Annotated in this window: 28 protein-coding genes; 14 read left to right on the top strand and 14 right to left on the bottom strand. The window is 72.6% G+C overall.

Annotated elements, in window-relative coordinates; translation table 11 throughout:
- The first annotated feature begins 37 nt into the window (after positions 1-37).
- The 4 genes from ABZ783_RS07530 (at position 38) to ABZ783_RS07515 (ending at position 3,690) form a co-directional block, all read left to right on the top strand.
- Complete coding sequence (locus tag ABZ783_RS07530) at positions 38-1,828, top strand: RelA/SpoT family protein (RefSeq protein WP_357435085.1); 1,791 nt, start codon at positions 38-40, stop codon at positions 1,826-1,828.
- 48 nt (positions 1,829-1,876) lie between these two features.
- A complete protein-coding gene (locus tag ABZ783_RS07525) occupies positions 1,877-2,416 on the top strand; it encodes an NUDIX domain-containing protein (protein ID WP_357435084.1) in 540 nt (179 codons plus the stop codon).
- Between the two features lie 77 nt (positions 2,417-2,493).
- Positions 2,494-3,366 carry an NTP transferase domain-containing protein gene (locus tag ABZ783_RS07520; protein ID WP_357435314.1) on the top strand — a complete coding sequence of 291 codons (873 nt, stop codon included), beginning with the start codon at positions 2,494-2,496 and terminating at the stop codon, positions 3,364-3,366.
- 36 nt (positions 3,367-3,402) lie between these two features.
- Positions 3,403-3,690, top strand: a complete 288-nt coding sequence (locus ABZ783_RS07515; RefSeq protein ID WP_357435082.1) for an Lrp/AsnC ligand binding domain-containing protein — start codon at positions 3,403-3,405, stop codon at positions 3,688-3,690.
- Positions 3,691-3,754: 64 nt separating this feature from the next.
- Here the strand turns inward: ABZ783_RS07515 and ABZ783_RS07510 are convergent, their stop codons facing one another.
- The 5 genes from ABZ783_RS07510 to ABZ783_RS07490 all read right to left on the bottom strand — a co-directional run bounded on the left by ABZ783_RS07510 (position 3,755) and on the right by ABZ783_RS07490 (position 9,025).
- A complete protein-coding gene (locus ABZ783_RS07510) occupies positions 3,755-4,456 on the bottom strand; it encodes a DUF4142 domain-containing protein (protein WP_357435080.1) in 702 nt (233 codons plus the stop codon).
- Positions 4,457-4,664: 208 nt separating this feature from the next.
- On the bottom strand, positions 4,665-6,290 hold the full coding sequence (locus ABZ783_RS07505; RefSeq protein WP_357435079.1) for a cytochrome b N-terminal domain-containing protein: 1,626 nt from the start codon (positions 6,288-6,290) through the stop codon (positions 4,665-4,667).
- On the bottom strand, positions 6,287-7,372 hold the full coding sequence (locus ABZ783_RS07500; protein WP_357435078.1) for a Rieske 2Fe-2S domain-containing protein: 1,086 nt from the start codon (positions 7,370-7,372) through the stop codon (positions 6,287-6,289). Before ABZ783_RS07500 ends, ABZ783_RS07505 begins: the two co-directional genes overlap by 4 nt.
- Positions 7,373-7,519: 147 nt before the next feature.
- Entirely contained in the window at positions 7,520-8,353 is an 834-nt protein-coding gene (locus ABZ783_RS07495) for a cytochrome c (protein ID WP_357435076.1), read from the bottom strand.
- 72 nt (positions 8,354-8,425) lie between these two features.
- Complete coding sequence (locus ABZ783_RS07490) at positions 8,426-9,025, bottom strand: heme-copper oxidase subunit III (protein ID WP_073833637.1); 600 nt, start codon at positions 9,023-9,025, stop codon at positions 8,426-8,428.
- Between the two features lie 126 nt (positions 9,026-9,151).
- Here ABZ783_RS07490 and ABZ783_RS07485 point away from each other — a divergent pair, with 126 nt between their 5' ends.
- From ABZ783_RS07485 to ABZ783_RS07470, 4 genes are all read left to right on the top strand, one after another.
- Positions 9,152-10,087, top strand: coding sequence for a cytochrome c oxidase assembly protein (locus ABZ783_RS07485; RefSeq protein WP_357435312.1), 936 nt, complete (start codon positions 9,152-9,154; stop codon positions 10,085-10,087).
- Positions 10,088-10,315: 228 nt separating this feature from the next.
- On the top strand, positions 10,316-10,714 hold the full coding sequence (locus ABZ783_RS07480; RefSeq protein ID WP_357435074.1) for a hypothetical protein: 399 nt from the start codon (positions 10,316-10,318) through the stop codon (positions 10,712-10,714).
- A gap of 77 nt (positions 10,715-10,791) precedes the next feature.
- A complete protein-coding gene (gene trpD, locus ABZ783_RS07475) occupies positions 10,792-11,838 on the top strand; it encodes an anthranilate phosphoribosyltransferase (protein WP_357435072.1) in 1,047 nt (348 codons plus the stop codon).
- A 198-nt stretch (positions 11,839-12,036) separates the two neighbouring features.
- Positions 12,037-12,300 (top strand): hypothetical protein, encoded by a 264-nt coding sequence (locus tag ABZ783_RS07470; protein WP_357435071.1) that lies wholly within the window; start codon positions 12,037-12,039, stop codon positions 12,298-12,300.
- Between the two features lie 235 nt (positions 12,301-12,535).
- On the opposite strand, the gene ABZ783_RS07465 is transcribed toward ABZ783_RS07470, so the two are convergent.
- Together ABZ783_RS07465 and coxB are read right to left on the bottom strand one after the other, a co-directional pair.
- Positions 12,536-12,961, bottom strand: coding sequence for a cytochrome c oxidase subunit 4 (locus ABZ783_RS07465; RefSeq protein ID WP_357435070.1), 426 nt, complete (start codon positions 12,959-12,961; stop codon positions 12,536-12,538).
- A 10-nt stretch (positions 12,962-12,971) separates the two neighbouring features.
- On the bottom strand, positions 12,972-13,943 hold the full coding sequence (gene coxB, locus ABZ783_RS07460; RefSeq protein WP_357435068.1) for a cytochrome c oxidase subunit II: 972 nt from the start codon (positions 13,941-13,943) through the stop codon (positions 12,972-12,974).
- Positions 13,944-14,184: 241 nt separating this feature from the next.
- Between coxB and ABZ783_RS07455 the strand changes: the two genes are divergently transcribed.
- Together ABZ783_RS07455 and ABZ783_RS07450 are read left to right on the top strand one after the other, a co-directional pair.
- On the top strand, positions 14,185-15,336 hold the full coding sequence (locus tag ABZ783_RS07455; protein WP_357435067.1) for an aminotransferase class V-fold PLP-dependent enzyme: 1,152 nt from the start codon (positions 14,185-14,187) through the stop codon (positions 15,334-15,336).
- A gap of 73 nt (positions 15,337-15,409) precedes the next feature.
- The gene (locus ABZ783_RS07450; protein WP_357435065.1) at positions 15,410-15,637 is read left to right on the top strand and encodes a sulfurtransferase TusA family protein; all 228 of its coding nucleotides are present in this window, start codon (positions 15,410-15,412) and stop codon (positions 15,635-15,637) included.
- A gap of 64 nt (positions 15,638-15,701) precedes the next feature.
- Here ABZ783_RS07450 and ABZ783_RS07445 read toward each other — a convergent pair whose 3' ends face one another.
- From ABZ783_RS07445 to ABZ783_RS07435, 3 genes are all read right to left on the bottom strand, one after another.
- On the bottom strand, positions 15,702-16,679 hold the full coding sequence (locus ABZ783_RS07445) for a carbohydrate kinase family protein (protein ID WP_357435063.1): 978 nt from the start codon (positions 16,677-16,679) through the stop codon (positions 15,702-15,704).
- Positions 16,680-16,902: 223 nt separating this feature from the next.
- Complete coding sequence (erpA, locus tag ABZ783_RS07440) at positions 16,903-17,271, bottom strand: iron-sulfur cluster insertion protein ErpA (RefSeq protein ID WP_073833647.1); 369 nt, start codon at positions 17,269-17,271, stop codon at positions 16,903-16,905.
- A 164-nt stretch (positions 17,272-17,435) separates the two neighbouring features.
- Positions 17,436-18,572 (bottom strand): glycerate kinase, encoded by a 1,137-nt coding sequence (locus ABZ783_RS07435; RefSeq protein ID WP_357435061.1) that lies wholly within the window; start codon positions 18,570-18,572, stop codon positions 17,436-17,438.
- A gap of 68 nt (positions 18,573-18,640) precedes the next feature.
- Here ABZ783_RS07435 and nadA point away from each other — a divergent pair, with 68 nt between their 5' ends.
- The 3 genes from nadA to ABZ783_RS07420 all read left to right on the top strand — a co-directional run bounded on the left by nadA (position 18,641) and on the right by ABZ783_RS07420 (position 22,069).
- On the top strand, positions 18,641-19,816 hold the full coding sequence (gene nadA, locus ABZ783_RS07430; RefSeq protein ID WP_357435060.1) for a quinolinate synthase NadA: 1,176 nt from the start codon (positions 18,641-18,643) through the stop codon (positions 19,814-19,816).
- 213 nt (positions 19,817-20,029) lie between these two features.
- On the top strand, positions 20,030-21,385 hold the full coding sequence (gene murA / locus ABZ783_RS07425; protein ID WP_357435058.1) for a UDP-N-acetylglucosamine 1-carboxyvinyltransferase: 1,356 nt from the start codon (positions 20,030-20,032) through the stop codon (positions 21,383-21,385).
- 75 nt (positions 21,386-21,460) lie between these two features.
- A complete protein-coding gene (locus ABZ783_RS07420) occupies positions 21,461-22,069 on the top strand; it encodes a DUF3043 domain-containing protein (protein ID WP_357435057.1) in 609 nt (202 codons plus the stop codon).
- A 51-nt stretch (positions 22,070-22,120) separates the two neighbouring features.
- Here ABZ783_RS07420 and ABZ783_RS07415 read toward each other — a convergent pair whose 3' ends face one another.
- Positions 22,121-22,429 (bottom strand): AzlD domain-containing protein, encoded by a 309-nt coding sequence (locus tag ABZ783_RS07415; protein WP_357435056.1) that lies wholly within the window; start codon positions 22,427-22,429, stop codon positions 22,121-22,123.
- Positions 22,423-23,232 carry an AzlC family ABC transporter permease gene (locus ABZ783_RS07410; protein ID WP_357435054.1) on the bottom strand — a complete coding sequence of 270 codons (810 nt, stop codon included), beginning with the start codon at positions 23,230-23,232 and terminating at the stop codon, positions 22,423-22,425. Before ABZ783_RS07410 ends, ABZ783_RS07415 begins: the two co-directional genes overlap by 7 nt.
- Before the next feature lie 66 nt (positions 23,233-23,298).
- Between ABZ783_RS07410 and ABZ783_RS07405 the strand changes: the two genes are divergently transcribed.
- Positions 23,299-23,859: an XRE family transcriptional regulator gene (locus ABZ783_RS07405; RefSeq protein WP_357435053.1), complete on the top strand. Its 561-nt coding sequence runs from the start codon at positions 23,299-23,301 to the stop codon at positions 23,857-23,859.
- A 472-nt stretch (positions 23,860-24,331) separates the two neighbouring features.
- Here the strand turns inward: ABZ783_RS07405 and ABZ783_RS07400 are convergent, their stop codons facing one another.
- Together ABZ783_RS07400 and ABZ783_RS07395 are read right to left on the bottom strand one after the other, a co-directional pair.
- On the bottom strand, positions 24,332-25,309 hold the full coding sequence (locus tag ABZ783_RS07400; RefSeq protein ID WP_357435051.1) for an ATP-binding cassette domain-containing protein: 978 nt from the start codon (positions 25,307-25,309) through the stop codon (positions 24,332-24,334).
- Positions 25,306-26,097 carry an ABC-2 family transporter protein gene (locus ABZ783_RS07395; RefSeq protein ID WP_357435310.1) on the bottom strand — a complete coding sequence of 264 codons (792 nt, stop codon included), beginning with the start codon at positions 26,095-26,097 and terminating at the stop codon, positions 25,306-25,308. Before ABZ783_RS07395 ends, ABZ783_RS07400 begins: the two co-directional genes overlap by 4 nt.
- Positions 26,098-26,122 lie beyond the last annotated feature (25 nt).

Raw genomic sequence — 26,122 nt, 5'->3', positions numbered from 1 at the left:
CCCGACGGCCGGGGGCCGGGGTGAGGAGGTGTCCCAGGTGGACGTCGACGCCGGACACGGCGCCGCCCTGGGCGGCGCGCTTCCGACCCAGCCCGGGGAGCTGCCGCTGACCCGCCGGCTGCGCTCCCTGCTCACCTGGCCCACCACCGACCACGACCCGGTCAACGCGCTGGTCCGCGCCCACCGTGGCAGCCACGCCAACGCCGACGCTTCGGTGCTCCGGCGGGCCTACACCATCGCGGAGAACATGCACCGCGGCCAGTTCCGCAAGAGCGGCGAGCCCTACATCACCCATCCGCTGGCGGTCGCCCAGATCTGCGCGAACCTCGGCATGGACACCATCACCCTGGTCGCCGCGCTGCTGCACGACACCGTGGAGGACACCCGCTACACCCTCCAGGCGCTGCAGGAGGACTTCGGCCGCGAGGTGGCCCACCTGGTCGACGGGGTGACCAAGTTCGACAAGGCGTTCTACGGCAAGGCCGCCGAGGCGGAGACGGTCCGCAAGATGATCGTCGCGGCCGGCAAGGACGTCCGGGTGCTGATCATCAAGCTGGCCGACCGGCTGCACAACATGCGCACCCTCGGCGTACGCTCCGCCGCCTCCCGGGAACGTATCGCCCGCAAGACCCAGGAGGTGCTCGTCCCGCTCTGCGACCGGCTGGGCATCCAGACCCTCAAACGCGAGCTGGACGACGTGGTGCTGCTGCACCTCCAGCCGGAGGAGCACGCCCGGATCGCCCGGCACGTGCACGACCGGCCGGGCTGGGACGCGTACCTCGACGACGTGGTGGCGAAGACCCGGGCCGCGTTGCGCCGCAGCCGGGTCGACGCGGAGGTCTCCCCCCGCCCCCGGCACCTCTACTCGATCTGGAAGGACACCGTGGCGGGCGGCCACACCGCCCCCTACGACCTGCCCCGCATCGCCATCGTGGTGGACGGCCCGGCCACCGACTGCTACGCGGCGCTCGGCGCGGTGCACGGGCTCTGGCGGCCGGTGCCGGGCCGTTTCAAGGACTTCATCGCCTCCCCCAAGAACAACCTCTACCGCTCGCTGCACACCAGCGTCTGCGGCCCGCAGGACCGGACGGTGGAGGTGCTGATCCGCACCGAGGAGATGCACCGTTCCGCCGAGTACGGCGTGGCCGCCCACTACCGCTTCCCCCGCGCCGCCGGGCGTGCCGCCGACCGGGCGGCCGAGTTGGCCTGGCTGCGCCGGGTGCTCGACTGGGAGCAGGAGACGGTGGACCCGACGCAGTTCATGGAGTCGCTGCGCTGCGACCTGGCGGAGGCGCAGGTCCAGGTGGTCGCCGACGGGCGGCAGATCGTCCTGCCGGCCGGCGCCACCCCGGTCGACCTCGCCTACGAGCTGGGCCGGGAGCGGGGCGACCACTGCCTGGCCGCGCGGATCAACGGGCGGCTGGCCCCGCTCTCCTCCGAACTGGAGGAGGGCGACGTCGTGGAGATCTTCACCGAGAGCGACGCGGAGAGCGGCTTCGAGGCCGACGCGGCGCCGCGCGGACCGCGCCGGGAGTGGCTGCGTTTCGTGAAGTCGCCGCACGCGCAGATGCAGATCAACCGCTGGTTCGCCGAGCACACCGAGCCGGGCATCTCGATCGCCGACAAGGTACGCCTCGGCCGGGCCAGCATCGGCCTGGCGCTGCGCAAGCACAACCGGGGCCTGGCCAGCGACCTGCCGCTGCTGCGGCTCTCCGAGGAGCTGGGCTACCCCGACCTGGAGACCCTGCTGGTGGCGGTCTTCGACCGGGCCGTCGAGCCGGACACGGTGGTCCAGCAGCTCATCGATCTCGTCGACCATCGGCAGTAGGTGAACGCCGCTCATCCGGCGGGACCGTCCGGCCACTAGCCTGAAGGCATGATCCCCCGCGCGCGTGCCACCGGACGGGCCATCGGCTACCAGATCTTCTACCGGCTCCCCGTCCCGCTGCGGCGTCGCCTGGTGCGGCTCGCCGTGCCGAAGTACGTCGTCGGCGCGGTCACCCTGGTCCGGGACGCCGAGGCCGAGGGCCCGGGGCGGATCCTGCTGCTGCGCCAACCGCCCGGCTACAGCTGGACCCTCCCGGCCGGCCTGCTGCAACGTGGCGAGGCGCCGGTGGTCGGCGCGGCCCGTGAGCTGTACGAGGAGTCGGGCGTCCGGCTCTCCCCCGACCGGCTCCGCCCGGCCGTGCCCAACGCCGTGGTGCACGCCAAGGGCTGGGTGGACGTGGTCTTCGAGGCCGAGGTGCCGGCCTCGACCACGGCACTGACGGTGGACGGGGCCGAGGTCTTCGAGGCGGCCTGGCACCCGCTGGACGACCTGCCGCGGCTGAGCCGCGCGACCGCCAACCTGCTCGCCCACTACGGCATCGGCCCGCGCGCCGGCGAGGTCCCGCCGGCGGCGCCACCGGCCCCGTGACCGACCTCGGCCCGCGTCCCGGCCCGGCCGGCACCGGGCGTCCCACCGGTCCGACCGGCGCCGGCTGGCGGGCGGCGGTGGACGTCTGCGCCGTGGTGCTCGCCGCGGGCGAGGGCACCCGGCTGCGCCCGCTCACCGGGCGGCTGCCCAAGGCGCTCTGCCCGGTCGGCAACGTACCGCTGCTGGACCGGGCCCTCGATCGGCTGGCCGGACTCGGCCTGGCCGGTCCGCGGCGCGTCGCGGTGAACGCCTGCTACCTGGGCGACCAGGTGGTCGCGCACGCGGGCGGACGGGCCCACCTGTCGGTCGAGCCGGGCGACCCGCTCGGCACCGCGGGCGGGCTGGGCAACCTGCGGGACTGGATCGCCGGCCGGGGCGTGCTGGTCGGCAACGCCGACGCGTACCTGGCTGATCCGGATGCCCCACCGGGGCCGGACGTGGCGGCGCTGCTGGACGGCTGGGACGGGCGGAGCGTACGCCTGCTCGGCCAGCCCGCCGCCGACCCGGCGGCCCCCGGCACCTTCAGCGGCCACGTGTTCGTCGGGTTCTCGCTACTGCCCTGGCGGCTGGTCCGCGACCTGCCGGCGGCCTTCGGGGACCTGGTCCGGTCGGTGTGGCGGCCGGCGGAGGCGGCCGGCGCGCTGACCGTGGTGCCTTACCGGGGCACCTTCTACGACACCGGCACCCCCGCCGACTACCTGGCGGCGAACCTGCACGCGGCCGGCGCCGGCAGCCTGGTCGATCCGACCGCCACGGTCACCGGGCGGTTGGCGCGGTCGGTGGTCGGGGCGGGTGCGGTGGTCCGGGGTGCGGCCACCCGGGTGGTGGTCTGGCCCGGGGCGACGGTCGGCCCGGAGGAGCGCCTCACCGACGCGATCCGGGCCGGCACCGACCTGACCGTCCCGGCCGGATCCCCGAGCCGGGGGAGGCCTGACCGGGCGAACCTCTAGCATGGGCCACGACGCCGACGAACGGAGAAATGTCCCGTGATCACCGCGATCGTGCTGATCGACTGCGCCACCGACTCCATCCCCGAGGTGGCCGAGACCCTGGCCAACCTCCCCGGCGTCAGCGAGGTCTACTCGGTGGCCGGCCACGTCGACCTGATCGCCATGGTCCGGGTCCGCGAGTTCGAGCAGATCGCCCAGGTCATCGCGGGCAGCATCTCCAAGGTCCCCGGCGTGATCAACACTGAGTCGCACATCGCGTTCCGGGCCTACTCGCAGCACGACCTGGAGGAGGCGTTCGCGATCGGGCTGGCCGGCGCGGACTAGCCCGACACGCCGGATGGCCGGCCCACCCCGGAGGGGCGGACCGGCCACCGTCGGCCGTACGGCGTCAGCTGGTGCTCGGCGCCGGGGTCTCCGTGGTACCCGGGGCCGGGGCCTCGGTGCTGGTGCCGCCCGGAGCCGGGGACTCGGTACCGCCCGGAGCCGGCGACTCGGTGCCGCCCGGACCCGTGGTGGCGCTGCCGCCCGGGCTGGGCGTGCCGCTGCTGGCGCTGGTCTGCGGCACCGGGACGCCCAGGGTCTGGGCCAGGGCCGTCAGCGCGTCGAGGTGCGCCTGGAGCACCGGCAGCGCGTCCTGGGCCACGGTGATCACCGACTGCTCGGAGCCCTGCGAGATCTCGGTCTGGGTCGCCTGGATGGCCTGGACGTGGCCGGCCAGCTCGGCGGTCACCCACGCCTTGTCGAACGCGGCGCCGCTGAGGGTGTTCAGGTGGTCGAGGACCTTCTGCTGGTCGGCGGTCGGGTTGTTCGGCAGCTGGACGTTCAGCTGCTGCGCGGTGGACTTCACCGTCTGGTCCAGCTGGGTGTGGTCCGTCACGAACTGCTTGCCCAGGTCCTTCACCTGCGCGTTCTGGCCCTTCTGCTGGGCCAGGTTGCCCGAGGTGATCTCGAACAGGTTGACCTGGTGCAGCGCCTGCAGGTACTGGGTGTCCTGCGTCGACGGCTGTGCCGCGGCCTGCGCCGCCGCGGCGGGCGCCACCCCGACCACCACCATGGCGGCGAGCAGTCCGAGGCGTTTGATACCCAACATGTTTCCCCCCCTTTTTCGTTGGACCGCACGGATACCCGGCTGACCGGGGTTATTCCTGCGATTCCACCCGTCCGTGTCGGGGGGTGGCGGGCCGCCGGAGCGGGAGCGTCCGGCCCGCGGCGGGCGGGACGGGACACCCGGCCCGGAAACGGCCGTGGCGCCCGCCGGGGATTCCGGCGGGCGCCACGGTCAGTCGTGCGCGAGCGGGTCAGCGGCGGCTCTCGCCGCTGGTGATCTCCTCCCGCTCCGGTCGGGTCTCGACCGGCGGGTGCCCGGGCGACACCGGCGCCTCGGCCGGCTTCTCGATCGGGTAGAAGAAGCCCCGGATCGCCGGGCCCAGGGCACCGAGCCGGTTCATCTTCTTCGGGACCACCCAGCCGACGTAGTCCAGCGCGCCGTGCCCGTCGTGGTCGGCCTCGCTGAGCGGCTGGTGGACCTCGACGAACCGGCCGTCGGGCAGCCGCTTGATGATGCCGGTCTCCACACCGTGGGCCAGCACCTCCCGGTCGTGCTGCTGGAGACCCAGGCAGATCCGGTAGGTGAAGTAGTACGCCAGCGGCGGGAGGATCAGCAGGCCGATCCGGCCCGCCCAGGTCATCGCGTTCAAGCTGATGTGGAACTTGTCGGCGATGACGTCGTTGCCGCCGGAGAGGGTCAGCACGATGAAGAAGGACACGGCCATCGCGCCCGCCGCGGTCCGGGCCGGCACGTCTCGGGGCCGCTGGAGCAGGTTGTGGTGGCGGTAGTCCTTGAGGCGGCGGGCCTCCAGGAACGGGTACAACAGCGACAGGCCGACCAGGATGCCGGGCAGGACGACCGTCGGCCAGAACAGCGGCGGGATGACGTAGCCGTCGCCGATCGGGATGTTGATCTCCCAGGCCGGCATCAGTCGAGTCGAGCCGTCGAGGAACATGACGTACCAGTCGGGCTGGCTGGCCGCCGACACCACCCACGCCTCGTACGGGCCGAAGTACCAGATCGGGTTGATCTGGAACAGGCCACCCATCAGCGCGATCACGCCGAAGACGACCATGAAGAAGCCGCCCTGCTTGAGCGCGTAGCGGGGGAACATCCGCTCGCCGACCACGTTCTCGTTGGTCCGGCCGGGGCCGGGCCACTGGGTGTGCTTCTGCTTGAAGACCAGGCCCAGGTGGACGCTGATCAGGGCGACCAGCAGACCCGGGATGAGCAGCACGTGGGCGATGAAGAACCGGCTGATGATGATGGTGCCGGGGAACTCCCCGCCGAAGATGGACGAGGTGACCCAGGAGCCGATCACCGGGATCGACAGCATGATGCCGGAGGCGATCCGCAGACCGGTGCCGGAGAGGCCGTCGTCCGGCAGCGAGTAGCCGGTGAAGCCGGCCAGGAAGCCGACCCAGAACAGCAACGAGCCGATGATCCAGTTCGTCTCACGCGGCTTGCGGAACGCGCCGGTGAAGAAGACCCGGAGCATGTGCACCACGATCGAGGCCATGAACAGCAGGGCCGCCCAGTGGTGCATCTGCCGCATGATCAGACCGCCCCTGACATCGAACGACAGGTTCAGGCTGGAGGCGTAGGCGGCCGACATCGGGGTGCCCCGCAGCGGGGCGTAGCTGCCGTTGTAGATGACCTCGGTCATCGCCGGCTCGAAGAAGAAGGTCAGGAAGACGCCGGTCAGGATCAGGACGATGAACGAGAAGAGCGCGATCTCGCCCAGCAGGAACGACCAGTGGTCCGGGAAGACCTTGTTCAGCAGCTTCCGCAGCGGGGTGGCCGCCTGGAAGCGGTCGTCCAGTGCGCCCGCGCTCCTGGCCGGCACCGCGGCTACGTCAAACTTTCGGCGCTTCATGGCCGCTCCCAGAAGTCGGGACCGATGGTCTCGGTGTAGTCGGACCTCGCCACGAAGAAGCCCTCCTCATCCACCTCGATCGGCAGCTGCGGCAGCCGCCGGCTCGCCGGGCCGAAGACCGGCTTGGCGTTGTCGGTGATGAGGAACTGCGACTGGTGGCACGGGCAGAGCAGCCGGTTGGTCTGCTGCTCGTAGAGGCTGGCCGGGCAACCGGCGTGCGTGCAGATCTTGGAGTATGCCGCGAAGTTGCCCCACATGTAGTCGCCGTGGCCGATCCGGGCGTTGGCTTCGCGCGACTTCTGCGCGTCCTCCTCACGCAGGTGGATCAGCAGGGTCGGCGAGTCGGCGTGCTTGTTGCTCACGCCGCCGTTGATGCCCGGGAAGACGGTGAGCTGGCCGCCGACGCTGACGTCCGCCGGGCGGAGCGGCCGGCCGTCCTCGCGGACCAGCCGGATCTTCTTCCCGTTCTCCGGCTTGAAGCCGGTGGTGAACATCTGGTTGTTCTTGTGCGGGTCGGAGATCAGGCCGCCGACCAGCGGCGCCGCGACGACCGCGCCGACCGGCACCAGGCCGGCGAGCAGCGAGACGCCGAGCAGCGGCCGACGCCGGACGCCCATCTCGTCGGCCAGGAAGAGCATGGTCTCGCCGGTGATCTTGCGATCGTCCGGGGAACTCGGCTGGTCGTGCCGGTCCTGGATCGAGACCTCCTTGGGCAGCAGCTTCTTGCCCCAGGTGAGGATGCCGAAGCCGATGCCGAGGAGCGCGATGCCGAGGCTCAGGCCGAGCAGCGGGGTGAAGTACTTGTCGCCGCCGCGGCCCGGCGCCCACTCCCACGGCCACCAGATGTAGATGATCAGGAACGCGGTCGCGGCCGCACCGGTCAGCAGGAACATCAGGGCGACCGTGCGGGTCAGCCGGCGCTCCGCCTTGCTGCCCGGAACCACCTGCGGCTCGTAGTGGACGATCTCGATGTCGTCCCGCCGCGCGCCCTCCTGCACCACCTCGAACCGGGAGAGCCGGGGGTCGTGCACGTCGAGCGGCTCCCGGCCCGCCGGGGCCTGGTGCTCGGTGTGGGTGCTCATGCCGTCACCTCGCTCCGCTCGGCGCCGGCATGAGGCATCACGGCGCTGTACTGACGATTCGCTCGCTTGCGCTCGCTCATGCCGTCACCTCGCTACGGGTGGCGCCGGGGGTCGACGCCACAGCACTGAAACGAATGATCCGCTCGGTCACGACTTGCCCGCAATCCACAGGCTCGTGAAGACCAGCGCGACGATGCCGACCAGGAAGGCCGCCAGACCCTCGGTCGACGGGCCGTACCGGCCCAGGTTGAAACCGCCCTGGTCCTGGGTGTCCTTCAGGTTCTCCTGGATGTAGGCGATGATGTCCGCCTTCTCCTGCGGAGAGATCTGGTTGTCGCCGAACACCGGCATGTTCTGCGGGCCGCTCAGCATGGCGGCGTAGATCTGCCGGTCGGTGGCCGGGTACAGGCTCGGCGCGTACTTGCCCGAGGAGAGGGCACCGCCGCCGGCGCTGAACGCGTGGCACTGCGAGCAGTTGATCCGGAACAGCTCACCACCGGTGGCGAGGTCGGCACCCTCGCGCAGGTTGCCGTGGGGGACCTGCGGGCCGCCGCCCAGCTCCTGGATGTACTGGCCGAGCTGGCGCACCTGCTCGTCAGTGAACTGGGGCTTCTTGCGGGGGGCCTGGGCCTCCTGTCGGGCCATCGGCATCCGACCGCTGCTGACCTGGAACTCCACCGAGGCCGACCCGACGCCGATCAGGCTCGGACCGCGTCCCGCGACGCCCTGGGCGTTGCGACCGTGACAGGTCACACAGCTCACGTCGAACAGCGCCTTGCCCTCGTTGGCGGCGGCGCTCAGGGGCGGGTTTTCCTGCGCCTGCACGCCCGGGGCGAAGAGGGTGTAGGCACCGCCGGCCAGCATCAGCGCGGCGGCCAGCCGGACCGCGGCACCCAGCCGGCGGCGGCCCCTGCTGCGCGCTACGGGCCGCCCGCGCAGCCGCGCGAGCAGACCGCGTCGGCGGTCGTTGTCAGAAGTCATGACCTGTGTCCTTAACCGGTTGGACCTTGTCTCAGGGGACGAAGCAGCGGCGCGATACGTGACGCGCCAAGATCACTGGAGCCAGTAGATCATGGCGTAGAGCCCGATCCACACGACGTCGACGAAGTGCCAGTAGTACGACACGACGATGGCCGACGTGGCCTGGGCCGGGGTGAACCGGCCCATGGTGGTGCGGATCATGAAGATGATGAAGGCGATCAGACCGCCGGTCACGTGCAGACCGTGGAAGCCGGTGGTCAGGTAGAACATCGACCCGTAACCGTCTCCGTTGATCTTCACGCCCTCGTGCACCAGGGTCCGGTACTCGTTCGCCTGGCCGAGCACGAAGATCAGGCCCATCACGAAGGTGATCGTGAACCACCGCCGCAGGGCGTGGACGTCACCCTTCTCGGCGGCGAAGACACCGAGCTGGCAGGTCACCGAGGACAGCACCAGGATCACCGTGAAGGTGGTCGCGTAGGGGATGTTCAGGACCTCGGTGTGCTTCTCCCACTGCTCCGGCGCCGCCGCGCGGATCGAGAAGTACATCGCGAACAACGCCGCGAAGAACATGAGTTCACTGGAGAGCCACACGATCGTCCCGACGCTGACCATGTTGGGGCGCGTCAGGGAGTGGATCCGGCTCTTGTCAATGGCTGGGGCCGCAGTCACGCGGTCATTATTGCCCTTGACCGGGACCGACGATCAGCGGGGTGGCAATCCCGTGCCATCAGTGGCCCGATCGGGGACGTCCGCTTCGCCTGACCTACCCTGAAAAGCGTGCTGCACGTCGATCCGATCTTCGCCGCCACCTCGGCCGCTCCGTCGACCCTGGCCGCCGGGGGCGAGGGCGTCCCGCCGCCCTTCACCATCGCCCGGGTGTTCACCGAGACCCGGCTGGACAACTGGCTCGCCGTCGGGCTGGTGCTGGCCGCCGGCCTCTACCTCTACGGCGTGTACCGGCTGCGGCTGCGCGGCGACCACTGGCCGGTCCTGCGCACGGTCTGCTTCCTCGGCCCGGGCCTGGGCGGCATCGCGGCGGTGACGGTCAGCGGGCTGGGAGCGTACGACACCACCCTGCTGTCGGTGCACATGGTGCAGCACATGGTGCTGTCCATGGTCGCGCCGATCTTCCTGGCGCTGGGCGCCCCGGTGACGCTCGCCCTGCGTACCCTGCCGCTGCGCCCGCGGAAGCGGCTGCTGGCGGTCGTGCACAGCCGGATCGCGCGGATCTACACCTTCCCGCTGGTGGCGTTCGCCATCTTCGTGGTGAACCCGTTCGTGCTCTACTTCACCAACCTGTACGAGTACACCCTGCAGCACGGGTGGGCGCACGAGCTGGTCCACGCGCACTTCATCGCCACCGGGTGCGTGTTCTTCTGGCCGCTGCTCGGCCTCGACCCGCTGCCCGGCCGCTGGCCGCACCCGGCCCGCGCGCTGCTGATGGTGCTCTCCGTGCCGTTCCACACCGTGCTCGGGCTCACCATCATGCAGAGCACCACGCTGCTCGGCGGCGACTGGTACCCGTCGCTGCACCTGACCTGGTCGGACCCGGCGAACGACCAGGTGGTCGCCGGCGGGGTGCTGTGGGCCGGCGGCGAGTTCGTCAGCGTCACCATGCTGGCCGTGCTGGTCGTCCAGTGGATCAAGCACTCCGAGCGCGAGGCCCGCCGGCTGGACCGCGAGCTGGACCGCCAGGAGGCCCGCGAGCGCGCCGCCGAGGCCACCGCCTGAGCTGCCCCGGCGGCAAATCCAGCTCGGCGCGTCTGACGCCGTGCCGCCACCTGGAGCCGTCGGGCGGCACGCCAGGGCGGGCCGACCGGCCGAATGTGATGCCCGCTACGATCAGCGGGCAGCTACAGAGGTGGGAGCTAGTCAGCCAATGAGTGAGCGCAGCGAGCGAATCATCAGGCTCAGTGCGACGGTGCCTCATGACGGCACGAAGCGAAGCGGAGTGCCGGCATGAGCGATCGTCTTTACACCGTCCTGCTCTACAGCGACGACCCGAAGGTCCGCGACCGGATGCGACTCGCCGTCGGCACCCGGCCCGCGCCCGGCCTCGAGATCGAGTTCGTGGAGGCCGCCGACTACGCCGGGTGCGTCCGGCTGGTCGACGACTACGAGATCGACCTGCTCCTGCTGGACGGTGAGGCCAGCCCGGGCGGCGGCCTCGGCATCGCCCGCCAGATCAAGGACGACCGGGACGACGCCCCGCCGACCTGCGTGGTGCTGGCCCGCGCCGCCGACCGCTGGCTGGCCGCGTACGCCGAGGTCGACGCCACGCTGACCCACCCGCTCGACCCGGTGACCACCGGCACCACCGTCGCCGAGCTGCTGCGGCGTACGCACGCCGCGGCCTGAGCGACCCCTTCGGCGCCACGGCAACGAGGCCGTGGCGCCGTTCCACCCCCGCTCTCACCCGACACGGGAGGGCCGCCATGGGCGACCGGACCTGGCCGCTGCTGCTCAACGCGCTGCTGCGCGGCGAGGAGCTCTCCACCGCCGACACCGCCTGGGCGATGGACGAGATCATGACCGGCTCGGCCAGTTCGGCGCAGGTGGCCGGCTTCGTGGTGGCGCTGCGCGCCAAGGGTGAGACCCCCGCCGAGCTGGCCGGCCTGGTGCAGGCGATGCTCGGCCGATCGGTGCAGGTCGAGCTCCCCGAGGAGATCCGGGCCACCGCGCTGGACGTGGTCGGCACCGGCGGCGACCTCGCCCACACGGTGAACATCTCCACGATGACCGCGCTGGTGGTGGCCGGGGCCGGCGTCCGCGTGGTGAAGCACGGCAACCGCGCCGCCTCCTCCTCGTGCGGCACCGCCGACCTGCTGGAATACCTGGGTGTCCCGCTGGACCTGGCCCCCGAGCAGGTGGCCCGGTGCGTCACCGAGGCCGGCATCGGCTTCTGCTTCGCGGGCCGCTTCCACCCGGGGATGCGCCACGCCGGCCCGGTACGCCGGGAGATCGGCGTGCCGACCGCGTTCAACTTCCTCGGCCCGCTGACCAACCCGGCCCGTCCCCGGGCCGGCGCGGTCGGCTGCTTCGACCTGCGGATGGCGCCGGTGATGGCGGCCGTCTTCGCGGCCCGGGGCGACTCGGTGGTGGTGATGCGCGGCGAGGACGGGCTGGACGAGTTCACCACCGCCGCGCCGACCCGGGTCTGGGCGGCCCAGCAGGGCACCGTCAGGGAGGCGCTGCTGGACGCGGCGGAGCTGGGGGTACCCCGGTCCACCCTGGCCGACCTGCGGGGCGGGGACGCCGCGTACAACGCCGGGGTGGCCCGGCGGCTGCTGGCCGGCGAGACCGGCCCGGTCCGGGACGCGGTGCTGGTGAACGCCGCGGTCGCGCTGGCCACCCAGGGCCCGCTCGACGGTGACCTGCACGAGGCGCTGCGGGCCGGCCTGGCCCGGGCAGCGGAGTCCATCGACTCGGGTGCCGCCGCCGGCGTACTGGACCGCTGGCTCGAGGTGGCCCGCTCGCTCTGACGCCCGGCCCCGGGCGCTGTCACACCCCGCTGGTACGCCTGAAGGCGTCCCGGGACGGCAGGCCCGGGCCCACGCCCGGAAGTGTCAGACCGGCGTGCCAAACTACACGGGAGTAATTTTCCGTTTTCCGCCAATGCGGGCACCGCCCCACAGCGGGCAGCGCCCCGCGGCGGGCACCGGATAGGAGAGGAGACGCCCGTGTCGGACCGCGAGTTCCACTGCGACACCTGCGAGGGCGTTGCGTTGTTCGAGGCCCCGCCCTGCGTCGACGGTCACGGCGCCGACTGCCCCGACGACTGCTCCGAGTCGCGGCGGGGCGTCAGACACGCCGAGCCGAAGTGGTCGGAGCTGGTCTGCACCGGCTGTGGCGCGGCCCAACTGATCGCCACCTTCGCCTTCCACGCGCCGCGCCTGGAGCAGCGTCGCCGCGGCACCCGCCCGGTGCACCGCCGCGCCGCCTGACCCAGCGGCCACTCCCCCGCCGCCGCGCCGCCTGACCCAGCGGCCACTCCCCGGCCGCCGGATCGCCGACGTGGGGTGATCCCGGGTAACCGGACACCGCCAAGTCGGCGGAGTGAAGTCGATCAAGCAGCGAGACCCGGGCTCGGCGCCCGGGGCGGGACCCGCCCGCACACCTGGACCCATGCGTCGAGGCCCGCGTCCCGTTGGGACGCGGGCCTCGGGACGAGCCGTTAACTCAGTGCTCGGCGGTCCGGCGGGTGCCGGAGTAGTACTCGAAGAGCAGGCCGCAGGCGGCGAAGATCACCGCGACCAGACCCACGCCGAGCAGCCACATCTGCCAGTAGACCAGCCCCAGGCCGGCGATCGACGCGGCCAGGGCCAGGCCGAACGGCCAGTAGCTGCCGGGGCTGAAGAAGCCGACCTCGCCCGCGCCGTCGGCCACCTCGGCGTCCGGCCGGTCCTCGGGGCGCAGGTCGATCCGGCGGGAGACGAACCAGAAGAAGCCACCGCACATCGAGCAGAGCAGGAAGGACAGCACCAGCGCCACCGTGCCGACCCACTCGACCCGGCCGCCCTCGCCGTACGTCCAGGCGGCGTAGAGGATGCTGACGCCGAAGAGGAACGTCGCGACGGTCAGGAAGATCTTCCACTCGGTCTTCATGCCGGCCCCCTCAGCTGCCCGCGCCGGCGTTGGCGCCGCTCGGGTTGAAGTTGTTCTTGTCGCGCCGGGTGTCGAACGGCTCGGTCGTCTCGGCGGTCGGCTTCTCGCCGATGGCCGTGAGCGCCTCCTGGGTCGACTTGCCGGCCTTCTTGGCCGCCAGGAACTGCTCGTACTTCTCCGGCGAGACGACCCGCAGCTCGAAGTTCATGAAGGCGTGGTAGGTGCCGCACAGCTCGGCGCAGCGGCCCACGTACGCGCCCTCCTGGTCGAGGCTGGTGACCTCGAAGACGTTCCGGATGCTGCCCGGGAAGACGTCCCGCTTGAACAGCAGCTCCGGCACCCAGAACGAGTGCACGACGTCGCGGCTCTGCTCCTCGAACCGGATCGACTTGCCGGTCGGCAGCACCAGGATCGGGATGACCTCGCTGGTGCCGAGGACCGAGGCGACCGTGTTGGCGTCGCGGCCCTGGCCGTCGCGGTAGTTGAACTGCCAGTTCCACTTGAAGGCGACGACCTCGACCGTGACGTCCGGGTTCTTCGTCGTCTTGTCCACGCCGGTCTGCACGATCGCCGTGTAGTAGAAGAGCACCGAGACGATCAGGATCGGCGCGATCGTGTAGAGGAACTCCATCGGCATGTTGTAGCGGGTCTGCACCGGCAGCGTGTTGCCCCGCTTCCGGTAGCGGATCACGCACCAGAAGATCAGGCCCCAGACGAAGATGCCGACCGCCAGGGCCGCGATGCAGGACGCGATCCACAGGTCGTACATCCGGTGCGACTCCGGCGTGATGCCGCCCTGCGGCCAGCCGAAGCCGGCGAACGTCTTGCCGACGTCGCAGCCGGTGAGCAGCATCAGCAGCGCGGCTCCGCCGAGACCGAGCCCGGCGAGCCGACCAGCACCACGCCGCCGGTGCCCACCGGCTCCCGGGGAAGCGCTGTGCCGTACGGCCGACGACCGTACCTCCGAACTCCTTGCGACCACCTGGTCCTGCCTCCCTAGCGCGCCGCGGTGGGGCTTTCTCTCCATACCGACGGCAAAGGCGTCACCGACGGTCGCAGATTACTCGACCATGAGGGGCCTGACCGTGTTGGGGTCACTGTCCGCCCCCATCGGGGGTGCCGCGGGCGGGCGACGCGATAGCGTCGGCAGTCGTGAGCGAGCGAACCATCAGGCTCAGTGGCGCGGCGCCGCGCGCCGCCGCGGAGCGGAGCGAGGCGGCGGCGTGAACCCGTCCCCGGTCTACCTGGACGCGGCCACCGCGGCCCCGCTGCACCCGGTCGCGCGGCAGGCGTTGCTGGCCGCGCTGGACGACGGCTGGGCCGACCCCGGCCGGCTCTACACCCAGGCCCGCCGGGCCCGCCAGCTCCTCGACGCCGCCCGCGAGGCCGCCGCGCAGACCCTCGGCGTCCGCGCCGACGAGCTCTCCTTCACCCCCAGCGGTACGAGCGCCGCGCACGCGGCCGTGCTGGGCGGGCTGGCTGGGCGGCGCCGGGTCGGGGCGACCCTGGTGCACTCCGCGATCGAACACTCGGCGGTGCTGCACGCCGCGGAGCGCCACGTGGCGGCCGGCGGCGACGCGGTGCCCGTGGCGGTGGACCGGCTCGGCCGGCTGGACCTGGACGCCTGGACGGCGGCGGTGGCCGCGCCGGGGGTGGCCCTCGCGGCGCTGATCGCGGCCAGCCACGAGGTGGGCACCGTGCAGCCGGTGCCGGCGGCGGCCGAGGCGTGCGCCCAGGCCGGGGTGCCCTTGTACGTCGACGCGGCGCAACTGGTCGGCCGGGCGCCGCTGCCGGCCGGCTGGTCGGTGCTGAGCGCCAGCGCGCACAAGTGGGGCGGGCCACCCGGCGTCGGGCTGCTGGTGGTCCGCAAGGGCACCCGGTGGGAGTCGCCGTTCCCGGCCGACGAGCGGGAGTCGGGGCGTACCCCTGGGGTGTTGAACCTGCCCGCGGTGGTGGCGGCGGCGGCGAGCCTGCGCGCCGCGGCGGCGGAGGCGGCGGCCGAGACGGCCCGGCTGGCGCCGCTGGTGGACCGGATCCGGGCCCGGGTGGCGGCCGAGGTGCCGGACGTGGAGGTGGTCGGCGACCCGGTGGACCGGCTCCCCCACCTGGTCACCTTCTCCTGTCTCTACGTGGACGGCGAGGCGCTGCTGCACGCGCTGGACCGGCGGGGCTTCGCGGTCTCCTCCGGCTCCTCGTGCACCTCGTCGACGCTGCGGCCGTCGCACGTGCTGGAGGCGATGGGAGTGCTGTCGCACGGCAACGTCCGGGTGTCGCTGCACCGGGACACCACGGCGGCGGACGTGGACCGCTTCCTCGCCGAGCTGCCCGGGATCGTCGCCGACCTGCGCGCCGAGGCGGGGGTCACCGGCCTGTGAGCGAGCGGAGCGAGCGAACCATCAAGTTCAGTAGCGTGGCGCCTCGCGCCGCCGCGAAGCGGAGCGTGGCGGCGTGAGCGAACCGGACGAGGTGCTCGACTGCCGGGGGCAGCGCTGCCCGCTGCCCGTGATCAACCTGGCCCGCCGGCTGCCCGAGCTGCCGGTCGGCGCGGTGGTCCGGGTGCTCGCCGACGACCCGGCCGCCGCCGTCGACATCCCCGCCTGGTGCCGGATGCGCGACCAGGAGTTCCTGGCCGCCCACCCCGATCCCCCCGCCTACGACGTCCGCCGCACCCACTGACCCGGCCGGCCCACCCCGGTGGTCAAGAGGTTTGCGTCACGCGCCCGGGCCGGTGGGCCGGAGGTCACGGCAGCAGGTACGGCCGGACGTCCTCGGCGGCCGCGTCCCCGTAGGACTCGGCGAGCCGCTTGACGAACAGGTCCCGGCGGACCTCGTACTCCTGGCCGCCGAAGTTCTCCAGCACGAGGGTGGCGAGCAGGCAGCCCACCTGGGCGGCCCGCTCCAGGTTGACGCCCCAGTCGAGGGCGGCGAAGAAGCCGGCCCGGAAGCCGTCGCCGACGCCGGTCGGGTCGACCGCCTGCATCTCCCGGGCGATCGGCACGTGGATGGTGCCGATGTCCCGGCCGGCGATCTCCACGCCCTGCTTGCCCAGCGTGGTGACCCGCACCCGCACCCGGTCCAGCAGCTGCGCGTCGGTCAGCCCGGCCTTGCTCTGCAGCAGCGACTTCTCGTACTCGTTGGTCATCAGGTAGTCGGCGCCGTCGACCAGGCCGAGCACGTCGCCGCCGTCCATCCGGGCGAGCTGCTGCGACGGGTCGGCCACGAAGGCGTACCCCCGCTCGCGGCACTCGGTCGAGTGGCGGATCATCGCGGCCGGGTCGTTGGCGCTGACCAGCACCAGGTCCAGGCCGCCGAGGCGGTCGGCCACCGGGGCCAGCTCGATGTTGCGGGCCTCGCTCATCGCGCCGGCGTAGAACGAGGCGATCTGGCACATGTCGGTGTCGGTGGTGCAGACGAACCGGGCGGTGTGCGCCACCTCGCTGACGTGCACCGAGTCGCAGTCCACGCCGTGCCGTTCGAGCCAGGAGCGGTAGTCGGCGAAGTCCGCGCCGACCGCGCCGAGCAGCACCGGACGCAGGCCGAGCTGGGCCATGCCGAAGGCGATGTTGGCGGCGGTGCCTCCGCGCCGGAGCACCAGCTCGTCGACGAGGAAGGACAGCGACACCTTGTCCAACTGGTCGGCGATGAGCTGGTCGGCGAACCGGCCGGGGAAGCTCATCAGGTGGTCGGTCGCGATCGAGCCGGTCACGGCGATCTTCATGTCAACCCTCGCGGTCGGGAGCACGGCGCGGGTCAGCCTACCGGTCACTCAGCCCGGGCGGACCGGGGTCGGTCGACAACCGGCCATACTCCGCACGTACGAAGGTCACCGCGTGGACACCTGCTGGAGGCGGAGACAGCACGGCGGGACCACCCGGTGAGGGGCGGTCCCGCCGTGTCCGTATGTCAGCCGTCGCGGCCCGTCCGGGCCGGCCGGCGTCGACTCAGCTGAACGAGTCGCCGCAGGCGCAGGAGTTGCCGGCGTTGGGGTTGTCGATGGTGAAGCCCTGGGCGTCGATCCGGTCGGCGAAGTCGATGGTCGCGCCGGCCAGGTAGGGGGCGCTCATCCGGTCGACGACGACCTCGACACCGTCGAAGTCGGTGACGATGTCACCGTCGAGCGACCGCTCGTCGAAGAAGAGCTGGTACCGCAGGCCGGAGCAGCCGCCCGGCTGCACCGCGACCCGGAGCCGCAGGTCGTCGCGGCCTTCCTGCTCGATCAGGGCCTTGACCTTCTGCGCCGCGACGTCGGTGAGGACGACGGTGCTGGGGGCCTTGGCCTCGGTCGACTCGGTCTGCGCTGGCGTGGTCACGTGGAAATCTCCCTGCGCGTGTGGGTCCGGACGCACTGGCCAACATCTCCCGTCGCCCAGGCATTCCCGGTGTGGTCCAGATCCGATCGTACGCCGCCCCGCCGCGCGCCACCCCCGGTGGCGTGATCCGCGGCGGGTGAGCCGCGCCGCAGGCCAGGCAGCGGTCAGCGGCTCCACTGCCGGGCCAGGCGGGCGCCGAGCGTACGCAGCCCCTCGGCGGGCCGGTCCAGCGCCGCCGCCGCTCCGCCGCGCTCGTCGCCGCCGAAGTGCTCCACCAGGCTGTACGCCTCGGTCACGCCCGCCGCGGCAGCCTCCCGCCGCCCGGTGCTCACCCGGCCGGCCAGCACCACGCAGGGCACCCCGCGGTCCCGGGCCGCCCCGGCCACCCCGGCGACCACCTTGCCGCGCAGCGACTGGTGGTCGAAGGAGCCCTCCCCCGTGATCACCAGGTCGGCGGCGTCCAGCGCCGCGTCCAGCCCGATGGCCCGGCTGACCAGCCCGATGCCGGACTCGCACCGGCCGCCGAGGGCGAGCACCGCCGCGCCGAGCCCGCCGGCCGCCCCGGCGCCGGGCCGTGCGGCGAACCCGGGCGGGCAGTCGGGCAGCTCGCGTTCCAGCACCTCGGCCCAGCGCTCCAGAGCGCCGTCGAGCAGCAGGACGTCCTCCCGCGTGGCGCCCTTCTGCGGGCCGTAGACGTTGCTGGCGCCGTGCAGCCCGAGCAGCGGGTTGTCGACGTCGGTGGCGGCAATCAGGGTGGCGCCGCGGACCCGGGGCGCGCCGTCCAGCGCGGCCACCGCGGCCAGCGCCGCTCCGCCGTACGGCAGCGCCCGGCCCGCCTCGTCCAGCGCGGTGACGCCGAGCGGGATGAGCATCCCGGCGCCCCCGTCGTTGGTGGCGGAGCCACCCAGCCCGATCACCAGGGTCCGCGCCCCCGCCTCGACCGCTGCGGCCACCAGCAGCCCCAGCCCGTACGAGGTGGTGGCCTTCGGGTCCCGCTCGGCGGCCGACAGCAGGTGCAGCCCGCATGCCTGGGCGCTCTCCAGGTAGGCGGTGCCGTCGTCGGTGAGCAGGATCTCACCGGCGGCGGGGCGGCCGAGCGGGTCGACGGTCGGGACCGGCAGCCGCCGCCCGCCGAGCGCCTCGGCGAGGACGGCGACGAACCCGGGCCCGCCGTCGGCGAGCGGCCGGAGCAGCAGCTCGTCCCCGGGGGCCACGGTCCGCCAGCCCTCGGCCACCGCGGCGGCCACCTCCTGAGCCGGCAGCGTGCCGGCGAACTTGTCCGGACAGAGCAGCACGCGCATGCCGAGCAGTGTGGCAGGCCACACCGACGGTGGTCGTACGCCGGGCGCGCTGTGGGACCATGGGGGACGTGACTTCGACCTGGGTTGAGCCCTCCAACACCGCCACCGCGCTGCTGCTCCTCGGCCGCGGCAGCGACCCCGCCACCGAACGCGGCGTGGAGTGTCCGGGTGACCTCCCCGCGCCGAGCGACCCGGACCTGGTGGCCCGGGCGGCGGCCGCCAAGGCCGCGCTGGGCACGAAGGTCTTCGTGCTGGGCCACCACTATCAGCGCGACGAGGTGATCCAGTTCGCCGACGTGACCGGCGACTCGTTCAAGCTGGCCCGGGAGGCGGCGGCCCGCCCCGACGCGGAGTACATCGTCTTCTGCGGCGTGCACTTCATGGCGGAGAGCGCGGACATCCTCACCTCGGACAGCCAGCAGGTGATCCTGCCCGACCTCGCCGCCGGCTGCTCGATGGCCGACATGGCGGTGCTGTCACAGGTCGAGACCGCCTGGGACGTGCTGACCGAGCTGGGGGTGGCGAAGGACACCGTCCCGGTGACCTACATGAACTCCTCGGCGGACATCAAGGGCTTCGTCGGCCGGCACGGCGGCGTGGTCTGCACCTCGTCGAACGCGAAGCGGGCGCTGGACTGGGCGTACCAGCAGGGGTCGAAGGTGCTCTTCCTGCCCGACCAGCACCTCGGCCGCAACACCGCCGTGCTGGAGATGGGCTACTCGCTGGACGACTGCGTCCTCTACGACCCGCACAAGCCGAACGGTGGGCTGACCCCGGAGCAGCTCCGCGACGCGAAGATGATCCTGTGGCGCGGGCACTGCTCGGTGCACGGCCGGTTCACGCTGGACAGCGTCAACGACGTCCGGGAGCGGGTGCCGGGGGTCAACGTGCTGGTCCACCCGGAGTGCCGGCACGAGGTGGTGACCGCCGCCGACCACGTGGGCTCGACCGAGTACATCATCAAGACCATCGAGGCGGCTCCGGCCGGCTCGGCGTGGGCGGTCGGCACCGAGCTGAATCTGGTCCGCCGGCTGGCGCTGGCCCACCCGGACAAGCAGATCATGTTCCTGGACCGGGCGGTCTGCTACTGCTCGACGATGAACCGGATCGATCTGCCGCACCTGGTGTGGGCCCTGGAGGAGCTGGTGGCCGGCCGGGTCGTCAACCAGATCACCGTCGACCCGGACACCGCGCGACACGCCCGGGCGGCGCTCGACCAGATGCTCGCGCTCCCCGGCGCTTGATCACCCTCGGTCACATCACTGGTACGGAAACGCACCGGACACCCCGGTTCGTGCCCTCGCTGGTGATGTGACCGATTCCATTCTCGTCACGGAGGGCTATGCTGCCGGGGCGACGAAAGACGCGGGTCGTTTTCCTGCGGCCCCATTGTGGGTAGCGATGCACATCGTGAGCCCGATCATCTGCACGGAAGTACCAACGCGCTGGAGGTTGCGTTGACCGACGACGTCCTGGTCGTACACGGAGGCACTCCGCTCGAAGGGCGGATCCGCGTGCGCGGCGCGAAGAATCTCGTGTCCAAGGCGATGGTCGCCGCCCTCCTGGGTGACACCCCCAGCCGGCTGTTCGACGTGCCGCGGATCCGGGACGTCGAGGTGGTCCGCGGGCTGCTCGGCCTGCACGGGGTCAAGGTCAGTGACGGCGAGGAGGACGGCGAGCTCATCTTCGACCCGTCCAACGTCGAGAGCGCCAGCACCGACCAGATCAACGTGCACGCCGGCTCCAGCCGGATCCCGATCCTGTTCTGCGGCCCGCTGCTGCACCGGCTCGGCCACGCCTTCATCCCGGACCTGGGCGGCTGCCACATCGGGCCGCGCCCGATCGACTTCCACCTGCAGGCCCTGCGCGAGTTCGGCGCGACCGTCGACAAGCGGCCGGAGGGGCTGCACCTGTCCGCCCCGAACGGGCTGCACGGCACGAAGTTCGCCCTGCCGTACCCGAGCGTCGGCGCCACGGAGCAGGTGCTGCTCACCGCGGTGATGGCCGAGGGCGTCACCGAGCTGCGCAACGCCGCCGTCGAGCCGGAGATCATCGACCTGATCTGCGTGCTGCAGAAGATGGGCGCGATCATCAAGGTGCACACCGACCGGGTGATCGAGATCCAGGGCGTACCGAAGCTGCACGGCTACAACCACCGGCCGATCCCCGACCGGATCGAGGCGGCGAGCTGGGCGGCGGCCGCGCTGGCCACCCGCGGCCACGTCGAGGTGCTGGGCGCCCAGCAGGCCGACATGATGACCTTCCTGAACATCTTCCGCTCGGTCGGCGGCGAGTACGAGGTGACCGACCTCCGACCGCCGCGGGCCGACCGGCCGGGCCAGGAGGGCGGCATCCGGTTCTGGCACCCGGGTGGCGAGCTGAAGTCGGTCGCCCTCGAGACCGACGTGCACCCGGGCTTCATGACCGACTGGCAGCAGCCGCTCGTGGTCGCGCTGACCCAGGCCCGGGGGCTGTCGATCGTCCACGAGACGGTGTACGAGCAGCGGCTCGGCTACACCACGGCGCTCAACTCGATGGGCGCCAACATCCAGGTCTACCGGGACTGCCTGGGCGGCACCCCGTGCCGCTTCGGCCGCCGCAACTTCAAGCACTCCGCGGTGATCGCCGGCCCGAGCAAGCTGCACGCGGCCGATCTGGTCATCCCGGACCTGCGGGCCGGTTTCAGTCACCTGATCGCGGCGCTGGCCGCCGAGGGCACCTCCCGGGTGTACGGCGTCGACCTGATCAACCGGGGCTACGAGGACTTCGAAGCCAAGCTGGCCAACCTCGGCGCACACGCAGAGCGTCCGTAACATCACACCGCGTTTTCCGCGCCCGGTGCACCCGCGATGTGCACCGGGCGCGGCTGTTTGGCTACCCTTCACGACGTGCCGTCGCTGTTTCGTCGTAAGCCCGCCGACCTCGTCGAGGAATCCGTCACCACGGTGACGACCGACGAGGCGTCCGCCGCTGCCCCGTCCCGGGGCCACACCCCGAGCAAGAAGGAACTGGGCGTGGTGACGCCCAAGCGGCCCACCGCCGGCCGCCGGCCGGGCGCGCCGAGCAAGCCGCTGACCAAGGAGGAGGCGCGGGAGCAGCGCCGGGCGGCCCGCGCCGAGGCGGCGGCCGAGTTCCGCCGCGAGGGCGGCCCGCGCGACCGGGGCCCCGAGCGGCTGCTGGCCCGCAACGTGGTGGACTCCCGGCGTACCGTCGGCACCTGGTTCTTCGGCGGCGCGCTGATCGTGCTGCTCGGCTCCAACCAGGCCATGCCGCCGATCGTGCGGCTGATCTCCAACCTGCTGTGGGGTGCGCTGGCACTCGGCGTGGTGATCGACTCGATCCTGATCTCCCGCAAGATCAAGAAGCTGGTCCGCGAGCGCTACCCGAAGAGCACCGAGAAGCTCGGCTCGCTCTACTTCTACGCGATCATGCGGTCGATCACGTTCCGCAAGATGCGCGCCCCGGCGCCGCAGGTGAACGTCGGCGACAAGATCTGAGCTGTTCCGGCCCGGACGCGGCCCCTTCCCGCCCCGCGGGGAGGGGTCGCGTCATGCCACCCCGAGCAGGCGCAGCAGCGCGGTGGTGCCGGCCGCCGCGACCACGACCAGCACGAAGGGCGCCCGTCGCCAGGCGAGCAGCAGCCCGACCAGCACCCCCGCCGGCCGGGCGTAGCCGGCGAAGCGGCCGGCCTCGGTCAGTGCCGCGGTCGCGGCGAGGGCGGCCAGCAGGGCGGCGGCAGCCACCGGCAACAGGTGCCGGGCCCACTCGGGCAACTCCAGCCGGTCGCGGAGCAGCACCCCGGCGACCCGGAAGCCGTACGTGCCGACGGCCAGGGCGAGGATCACGGCGATCAGCACGACGCCTCCCCGGCCCGGACCACCGGCCCGGCATGGTGAGCGGGGTCCGGTGCGGCCCCGTCCGGGCCGGGCGAGCCGTGCTGCTCCGGGCCGGCCACGGCCGTCCCGCCGGGCACCTGGTCGGCGCTGCGCGCGCCCCGGCCACGGAGTGCGGGCACGATCAGGGCAGCGAGCGCGAGCAGCACCGGCACCCCGGCCGGCAGCACCGGGGTGGCCAGCACCGCCAGCCCGGCGCCGGCCAGCGCGACCCGGCGGGTGTCCCGGTCGCGCAGGCTCGGCAGCAGCAGGGCGGCCAGCCCGGCCGGGAAGGCGGCGTCGAGCCCCAGGGCAGCCGGGTCGCCCACCGCGCCGCCGGCGAGCACGCCGAGCACGGTGCCGGCGTTCCAGGCCAGGAAGAGCAGCGCCCCAGCGAGCCAGAACGCTCGACGGCGCCCGGGACCGGCCGGTCGGGCCAGGGCGAAGGCGGTCGCCTCGTCGGTCATCAGGTGGCTGCCGAGCAGCCGCTGCCAGCGCCGTCGCCCGAGGGCGCCGCCGAGAGCCAGGCCGAACGGCAGGTGCCGGGCGTTGAGCAGGAGACCGGCGAGAACCGCGGCGACCGGACTGCCGGCGGCGACCAGACCCACCGCCATGAACTGCGCGCCGCCGGCGTAGAGGAACACGGACATGGCGAGGGTCGCCCAGACCGGGAGGCCGGCGGCCACCGCCACGGCGCCGAACGAGGCGCCCACGGCGAGCATGGCCGCGCCGATGGCGGCGACGTCGCGGAGCACCGCCCGATCGGCCGTTCGATATGCCGTACGCATGTCCATTATCCTGAACACGACAGCACGCGTTCGTCAAACCGAACAAACCGACCTCTGGAGCGAACAATGGCCGTCGACCCCGCTCCCCCGCTGGCCACCATCGCGGCCGCGCTGCGCCGCGAGCGCGACCGGGCCGGGATCTCGCTGACCGAGCTCGCCCGCCGGGCCGGCATCGCCAAGTCCACCCTGTCCCAGTTGGAGTCCGGGGTCGGCAACCCGAGCGTCGAGACGCTGTGGGCGCTGGGGGTGGCGCTGGGCGTGCCGTTCAGCCGGCTGGTCGAGCCACCCACGGCCGCCGTCCGGGTGGTCCGCGCCGGCGAGGGCCCGCGGATCCGCTCCGAGCACGCCGACTTCAGCGCCACACTGCTCGCCGCCGGAGCGCCGCACGCCCGCCGCGACGTCTACGTGATGGAGCTGGAGCCGGGTGCGGTGCGGGTGGCCGAGTCGCACACCCCGCGCAGCGTCGAGCATGTCGTGGTCGCCGCCGGGCGGATGCGCCTCGGCCCCGAGTCCGACCTGGTCGAGTTGGGCCCGGGCGACTACGCCACGTTCCCCGGTGACACGCCGCACCGGTACGAGGCCCTGGTCCCGGGCACTTTCGCGGTGCTGGTGATGGAGCACCCGTGAGCCGGCGACGGCCCGGCCGGCACGACCCGCTCCCGCCGTCGCCGGCCACCGGGCCGGGGCGCCCGGCGAGCGGCTCCGGGGGCGCCGGCTGACGTGCGGCGCCTGGGGCGCCGGCTGACGTGCGGCGCCGGTCGCGCACCGACCGCGATCACGTCGAGTGACAGCAGGCCGGCCCCGCAACCTCCACCCACCCCGCCTTTGCTCTGCAGCCACGCACGCAGCGGTCACGCACGGTTCTCGGCTGCGTATATGGCTGCAGAGCAAAGGCGGGCGACGGAGGGGTCTGCTGAGGCCCCTGCTTCACGGCTTTCCGCTGGTCATCCAGCTGAGGCGGCAGCAGCCTCGCGCGGGGGCCGCCGCTATCGCCGTCACGCCGCGTGACATCAGGCCTCCGACGGCGCCTGTCACCCGCAGTTGTCGAATCACACCAGGCGCGCACCTGGCGGCGCGCCGGCAGGCTCTTGCGGCTCGGTCACCCATGCTCACCGACCTCGGCCGGAGCGCGGTAGAGCCGGGCGACGACCTCCTCGATGTCCGGCTCGACGATCGCGATGTCCCGCAACGCGGCCAGGTCGGCCAGCCCGGCCACCACCTCGGCGACGGTCGCCGACTCCAGCACGAAGACCAGCCGGTGCCCGTCCGCCTCCACCCGCTGCAACGGGGCACCGGGCAGTGCCGGCGGCTCGGGCAGCGCGGTGTCCAGCTCGGCGACGACCATCCGGCGGGAGCCGTACCGGCTGTGCAGGGCGGCGATCGAGCCGTCGTGCACCACCCGGCCGTGGTCGATCACCACCAGGCGCCGGCAGAGCCGCTCGATGTCGGCCAGGTCGTGGGTGGTGAGCACCAGCGTGGTGTCGCCCGCCCGGCCCAGCTCGGCCAGGAAGCCGCGGACCGCCTGCTTGCTCACCACGTCCAGCCCGATGGTCGGCTCGTCGAGGAAGAGCACCTCCGGGCCGTGCAGCAGCGCGGCGGTCAGCTCGCCACGCATCCGCTGGCCGAGGGAGAGCTGCCGGACCGGGGTGTCCAGGAACTCGTCGAGGTCGAGCAGGCTCCGGCACCGGGTCAGCCGGGCCGCATGCTCGCCCGCGGGCACCCGGTAGACGTGCCGGAGCAGCTCGAACGAATCGCGCAGCGGCAGGTCCCACCAGAGCTGCGAGCGCTGGCCGAAGACCACGCCGATGCGCAGCGCCAGCCGGGTACGCTCGGCCACCGGGCGCAGCCCGCACACCCGGGCCTGTCCCGCCGACGGCATCAACACGCCGGTGAGCATCTTCAGCGTGGTCGACTTCCCGGCGCCGTTCGGGCCGATGTAGCCGAGCATCTCGCCGCGCTCGACCCGCAGGTCGACCCCGTCGACCGCGGTGACCGTCCGCTTCTCCCGGCGCAGCCGGCCCGCCTTGACCCGGACCGTGAACTCCTTGCGCAGCCCGCGCATCTCGATGACGCTCAAGATCCCGTACTCCGGTAGTGACGGATCCCGACCCGCCAGGCCAGGGTGGCGATCGCCGCGGCGACCACCGCGACGCCCGGCGCCACCCAGCCGACCCAGCCGGGCAGGCCGAGCGGGTCGGCCCGGCCGAGCAGTGCCAGCGCCGGGTGGTAGCTGACGAAGGCGAACCCCATCCCGTACGCGAAGAGCGACCGGAACCAGCTGCCGTAGACGGTGACCGGGTACGAGGTGAAGTCACGCCCGCCATAGGTGACCGAGTTGGCCAGCTCGCCGGAGTCGATCCAGTAGAACGACACGGTGGCCGTGGTGACGAAGACCGAACCGAAGAAGACCACCGCGGCGAGCGGGGCGACCACCGCCAGCGCCACCCGCCCCGGCGCCCACTGGATGCCGGCCGAGGCGAGCGCCACCACCAGCACGGCCAGCCCGAAGACCGCCCGGGACACCTTGCGCAGCGGCAGGTCCATCAGCAGCAACTGGGGCAGCGCGGCCAGTGGGCGGACCAGCACGGCGTCGAAGAGGCCGGTGCGGACGTACCGGGGCAGCCGCTCGATGTTGCCGACCAGCAGGTCCGCGGTGGCGAACGCGAACGACGACAGGCCGACGATCACCAGCGTCTCGCGGAGCGTGAAGCCGCCGAGCTCGCGGGTGACCCCGAAGAGCACCAGCACGGTGACCACGTCGAACACCGTGGCCCCGACGTTGCCGACCAGGTCCACCACGAACGACGCCCGGTACGCGGCCTGCGACCGGGCCTGCGCGCCGAGCAGCGCCCGGTACGCGGCCAGCCCGGGCGGTCGCCGCTCCGCACCG

Origin of the sequence: Micromonospora sp. NPDC047738 (assembly GCF_040642675.1) — a bacterium.
Classification (GTDB): Bacteria; Actinomycetota; Actinomycetes; order Mycobacteriales; family Micromonosporaceae; genus Micromonospora.
Note: the sequence above shows the minus strand (reverse complement) of the source record. Positions and strands in the feature narration are given on the sequence as shown.

Bases quoted from the DNA above. Each gene is read 5' to 3' on its own strand.
- ABZ783_RS07480 (WP_357435074.1), top strand. From the start codon at position 10,316: ATGAGCGATCGTCTTTACACCGTCCTGCTCTACAGCGACGACCCGAAG.
- ABZ783_RS07510 (WP_357435080.1), bottom strand. From the start codon at position 4,456: ATGTTGGGTATCAAACGCCTCGGACTGCTCGCCGCCATGGTGGTGGTC.
- ABZ783_RS07495 (WP_357435076.1), bottom strand. From the start codon at position 8,353: ATGACTTCTGACAACGACCGCCGACGCGGTCTGCTCGCGCGGCTGCGC.
- ABZ783_RS07500 (WP_357435078.1), bottom strand. From the start codon at position 7,372: ATGAGCACCCACACCGAGCACCAGGCCCCGGCGGGCCGGGAGCCGCTC.
- trpD (WP_357435072.1), top strand. From the start codon at position 10,792: ATGGGCGACCGGACCTGGCCGCTGCTGCTCAACGCGCTGCTGCGCGGC.
- ABZ783_RS07410 (WP_357435054.1), bottom strand. From the start codon at position 23,232: ATGCGTACGGCATATCGAACGGCCGATCGGGCGGTGCTCCGCGACGTC.
- ABZ783_RS07465 (WP_357435070.1), bottom strand. From the start codon at position 12,961: ATGAAGACCGAGTGGAAGATCTTCCTGACCGTCGCGACGTTCCTCTTC.
- ABZ783_RS07525 (WP_357435084.1), top strand. From the start codon at position 1,877: ATGATCCCCCGCGCGCGTGCCACCGGACGGGCCATCGGCTACCAGATC.
- ABZ783_RS07445 (WP_357435063.1), bottom strand. From the start codon at position 16,679: ATGAAGATCGCCGTGACCGGCTCGATCGCGACCGACCACCTGATGAGC.
- ABZ783_RS07505 (WP_357435079.1), bottom strand. From the start codon at position 6,290: ATGAAGCGCCGAAAGTTTGACGTAGCCGCGGTGCCGGCCAGGAGCGCG.
- ABZ783_RS07405 (WP_357435053.1), top strand. From the start codon at position 23,299: ATGGCCGTCGACCCCGCTCCCCCGCTGGCCACCATCGCGGCCGCGCTG.
- ABZ783_RS07435 (WP_357435061.1), bottom strand. From the start codon at position 18,572: ATGCGCGTGCTGCTCTGTCCGGACAAGTTCGCCGGCACGCTGCCGGCT.